This is a genomic window from Cohnella cellulosilytica, assembly GCF_042431195.1.
GTDB classification, from domain to species: Bacteria; Bacillota; Bacilli; order Paenibacillales; family Paenibacillaceae; genus Cohnella; species Cohnella cellulosilytica.
In genome coordinates this window covers 1-4,579 of the sequence record NZ_JBHMDN010000072.1, presented here as the reverse complement: position 1 = coordinate 4,579, position 4,579 = coordinate 1, and the positions used below count along the sequence as shown (strand labels likewise).

General features: G+C 64.0%; 4 protein-coding genes. All 4 read left to right on the top strand.

The features are described 5' to 3' along the window. The coding region (locus ACFFT4_RS31375) for a phytanoyl-CoA dioxygenase family protein (RefSeq protein ID WP_378053098.1) at positions 1–318 on the top strand (318 nt) is incomplete at its 5' end. An 88-nt stretch (positions 319–406) separates the two neighbouring features. After that, the gene (locus tag ACFFT4_RS31370; protein ID WP_378053096.1) at positions 407–2,467 is read left to right on the top strand and encodes an alpha-amylase family glycosyl hydrolase; all 2,061 of its coding nucleotides are present in this window, start codon (positions 407–409) and stop codon (positions 2,465–2,467) included. Between the two features lie 28 nt (positions 2,468–2,495). Next, positions 2,496–3,635 carry an N-methyl-L-tryptophan oxidase gene (gene solA / locus ACFFT4_RS31365; protein ID WP_378053094.1) on the top strand — a complete coding sequence of 380 codons (1,140 nt, stop codon included), beginning with the start codon at positions 2,496–2,498 and terminating at the stop codon, positions 3,633–3,635. A gap of 91 nt (positions 3,636–3,726) precedes the next feature. Continuing rightward, a partial coding sequence (locus ACFFT4_RS31360; protein ID WP_378053092.1) for a hypothetical protein occupies positions 3,727–4,579 on the top strand: 853 nt, incomplete at its 3' end.

Sequence of the window (4,579 nt, the reverse complement as noted above, 5' to 3'; positions counted from 1 at the left end):
GTCATCCCGGGCACTCATCATAACGGCTTCTCGCAGTACGAGAACGTCGACATGTCGGTCAACACGTTCCACGCGCAGATCAAGGACATCGACGAATCGAAGGCTGTCTACTTCGAGCTGGAGCCGGGCGAATGCTCGCTGCACGACTCGCGGATCATCCACGGGGCGGCGGCCAACACGAGCCCGTACCGCCGGTGCGGGTACACGATGCGGTTCATTTCCACGGACACGAAGGTGATTCCGGAGAAGAACGAGAACTGGGAAATCATATTGGCTCGCGGCGTCGATCTGGCGGGCAACCAATACGTGGACGTCTGACGCCGCGCGGCCGCGGAAGCATCGGGGCTCTTCCCTTGCTTCCGCTGCCCACCGGTCATGGAAAAATCGCGAAGGAGGCGTTCGGTTCATGAACGCAAGAGAGACAAGCGGCGTGCGAACGTTCGGGCGAGGAAATGTCGTCCTCTCGTTCGCCGCGGCATCCGGACGTCTGCTGTCCATTCAAAACGGGCCAAAACAAGCCTGGACCGGCACTGTGGCGATCGATATCGGCTGCGACGGCCAATATCGGACCGGTCGGCTGGAATACCGTTCCTTCGAGGGAGCGAACACATGGGATCTTCCCCGGATCGTTCCGGGGGCGGACCCGGAGAAGGCTTGGGATTTTGACGGTTTTGAAGAGACGGACGGCGCCCTGGAGGCGCGTTATCGCATGGGGGAGCTGGCGCTGACCGTCCGGTATCGGATCGACGGCGGAACGGTCGCGATCGAAGCGGAGTTCGTAAGCGATGCGCCCCGGAAGCTTCATGTAAACGGCGTGGCGTTCATGCTCAGCCAGCCGCTCGGCGGCGAGCCGGTCGCGTTCGATTTTCCCGGCAACGTGCCGTATCCGGTATTCCAAGCCGGCGGACTGCCGGAAAGAGAAGCGGTGGAGACCGGTCTGGTCAATCCCGTCGTTCGCCTCGTTAGCGGGGCAGATCGCACGAACGTGATTTTCGTCGACGAGGAAGAGAAGTGGGGGACGGGGGTTTATCGTTCGGGAAGCGAGCTGCATCTGGTCAATCTGGCCGCCGTGGAAGCCGAGCTCGAGCCCGGGAAGCCGCTCGTCTGCGGCACGCTGTACATTCAGGCGAACGCGGGGGGAGAGGCTGAGGCTTACGCGGCGATCCGGGAGCTGTACGTCGGCAAGGGCTGGACGCCTCCGACGGACGGACATCGGGACGGCGTGCTCTATTCCTGCCATCCTCACGGCACGATGGATTCCGGTTTTCCGCTTCGGCGGGATATGGCGGAATACGCGTGGGAATTGGACGGCCTGCGGAAGATGGGCATCGATCACGTATGGGTGCTGCCGATCTTCGAGCATCTCGACCGCGGCGTCTATCATCCGACCGATCAGCGGATCGTGGACGAGCGTTACGGCGGGGACGAGGCCGTGCGGAGCTTCAGCCGGCGCATCCGCGAGCTCGGCATGACGCTGCTGTTCGATTACGTGCCGCACGGGCCGGAGCCGGAAGATCCGCTCGGCCTTGCGCATCGGGAATGGGCCTCGCTGCGGCGGGACGGCGAACTGCAGAGCGAATGGAACTGCCTGTCGTTCGACATGACCCATCCCGATTATTTGCAATATACCAAGGATTTGGTCCGGGAGCATGTCGCCCGGTTCGACGTGGACGGCGCGAGAATCGATTGCGCGATGGGCGGCCTGACGAACTGGCGGCCTTACGGGGATCACCGGCCGAGCAACTCGAATCTGAAGGGCGGCATCCTGATCTCCAAGGCGATCCGGGACGGCTTTGCGGAGAGCGGCAAGAAGCCGCTGGTGACGCCGGAAAATTTCAACCCGGTGCCGGCCTACGCGCCGGTGACCGACGTATTCTACGACATGGCGCTCTACCGGGCGCTGTACGATATGGAGAACGCGGGGCTAACGCCGGAGCGATTCGCCCGCGAGCTGACCCGATGGCTCGAAGCCGAGCTGCTCAGCACCGTTCAGGGGGATGTCAAGCTGCGTTTTCTCGGCAACCACGATACGGTGACCTGGGTATGGAACAAAGCCCGCGCGACCGCCTGGTACGGCGTCGAACGCGCGAAAGCGCTGTGGGTGCTGCTGAGCTGCATCGACGGCATGCCGATGCTCTATCAGGGCGACGAGGACGCTTCGATCTACGGCGGGGAAGGCCCCGACTTGCGGTCTTTCTTCCGCGAATTGTTCGCGATGCGCAGACGGTATCTCGGCAACGATTACGCGACGGATTATGTGTATACGGGAACTTCCGTCGTGGCGTTCTACCGCCGCGGCGAGGGCGGCGACCGGCTTGTGGCCGTCAACCTGTCCGGCGATCCGGCGGCGTTCGCGGAAGCGGGAGCCGATCTGTCCCGCGGGGCGCGGCTTGTCTACGGAGAAGCCGAAACGTCCGCGGACGGCGCGTCCCTGCAGGGTTACGGATGGGCGGTTTGGACGCTGTAAGCCGATAGGAGAGGAGGAGAGCGCAGATATGGAACGATACGACGTTATCGTCGTCGGTGCCGGCGCGATGGGCATGTCGGCGGGGTACCATCTGGCCGCGAGCGGACGGCGGACGCTGCTGATCGACGCGGACGATCCGCCGCATCGGGGAGGAGCCCATCACGGCGAGACGCGCATTATCCGGCATGCCTACGGAGAAGGGCGGGCTTATACGCCGATGGCGCTGCGCGCCCAGCGGCTCTGGAAGGAGCTGGAGCGGGAAACCGGACGGAGGTTGTTCCTGCCGACCGGTTTCCTTCAGACGGGGGAGCCGGGCTCGGCCATGCTCGAGGAAATGCGGCAAAGCGCAGCCGAGCACGCCCTGCCGGTCGAGTCGCTCGACCGGGCGGAAATCCGCCGCCGCTGGCCGACTCTCGCGCTTCCGGACACGCATGTCGGATGCTACGAAAGCGGCAGCGGCGTGCTTCTGTGCGAGGCGTGCGTCGGCGCCTACCGCGAGGCGGCCTTGGCGCGGGGGGCGGCGCTGCTGACGAATACGCTGGTCGTCTCCATCGAGCCGGACGCCGAAGGCGCGACGGTTCGGACGGAAGCCGGCGTTTACCGCGCGGATTCGGTCGTGCTGACCGCCGGCAAATTCGCGGGACCGCTGCTCGGCGGCATCGGACTTAAGCCGCCGCTGACGCCGATTCGCAAGACGGTGGCCTGGTTTGCCGCGAGCGGCGGCGAATACGGAGCCGGGCGGTTTCCCGCCTTTCTGTTTGATCTGCCGGAGGGCGTCTACTATGGCTTTCCCGACCTGGACGGCTCGGGCGTCAAAGCGGGGCGCCACGACGGCGACTGGCGGCCGGTCTCCGCGGGGGAACCGCTCGCCCCTTACGGCGCCGATCCCGACGACGGGGCAGACGTCGGCCGATTCGTCGGGAAGTACCTGCCCGGGGCCGAAGCGACGCCGGGCAGAGGGGCGTCCTGCTCCTATACGATGACGCCGGACGAGCATTTCATTCTCGATCGTCATCCGGAGCACGCCCGGATCGTCATCGGTGCCGGCTTCTCGGGCCACGGCTTCAAGTTCGCGAGCGTGATCGGGGAGATGCTGGCCCGGATGGCCTCCGGAGAGCCGCCCGGCTTCGATATCGGCATGTTCTCTATCGCCAGATTCACCCCATAGCGGTTATTTAATTGTTCAAAAACGAACTTAACACATACTCTACAAGCACTCCATGCGCGCTTACCCTGCGCTTGACAGGAAGGAAGATTCAATGATGGAACGCGGAATTTATTTCGACGGCTGGTACCGGGACGAGCACTGCTATCATCCGAGCCTGCCGATGCGCAGGACGCAGATGGTGGAGGACCTGGTCGACTACGAGGCGACGCTGCTCGTCTGGTCGGCGCTCGGAGGCGGCGTCGTGTCGCTGCCCTATTTGGAGGAAGAGGCTTACGGCGAGGTGCCTTCCCGTCTGCGGATGTACGGCTACATGAACGACCGCGAATTTATCCGCGAATGCGACAAGCACGGCATCAAGGTGTTCGGCGTCGTGTTCGAGGTGCAGGGCTGGGAGTTCCCGGCCGAGATCAGCGCGGACGAGACGAAGCTGCTCGGACTGAACATCATGCGCGGCGAAGGGAAAAAGGTGACGTACGGCCTGCGCGAGTTCAGCCAGGACAAATATCCGAAGCTGTTCCCCAAGACATTCCGCGACTACTTCCCGGACGGGCTCGTCAACAGCGACGGCGAGCCGGTAACCGATCTGTGGGCGGAATGCGCCGCCCGCAAAATGGACGGCACGGCCGTCCACGCCGCCTGGGTGGAGGTGGTCGGGCACGAGCAGCAGTGCTATCAGATGTGCCGCAACAACCCGGTATGGCGGGCGTATCTGAAGAAAATCATCGAGATCCAGATCGACGCGGGCGTGCACGGCGTGCATCTCGACGAATGCGAGCTGCCGATTACGGCGATCGGCTACGGCGGCTGCTTCTGCAAGGACTGCATGAAGCAGTTCAACGTCTACCTGGCGGAGCGGCAGCGGAAGGGCGATCTGCCCGCGGCGCTGCAGGCGATGGACCTGGAAACGTTCCATTACGGGGAATACCTGAAGGCGCAGGGCGCCG

Excerpts from the sequence above, each read along its gene's own strand:
- solA (WP_378053094.1), top strand. The coding sequence starts at position 2,496 with ATGGAACGATACGACGTTATCGTCGTCGGTGCCGGCGCGATGGGCATG.
- ACFFT4_RS31370 (WP_378053096.1), top strand. The coding sequence starts at position 407 with ATGAACGCAAGAGAGACAAGCGGCGTGCGAACGTTCGGGCGAGGAAAT.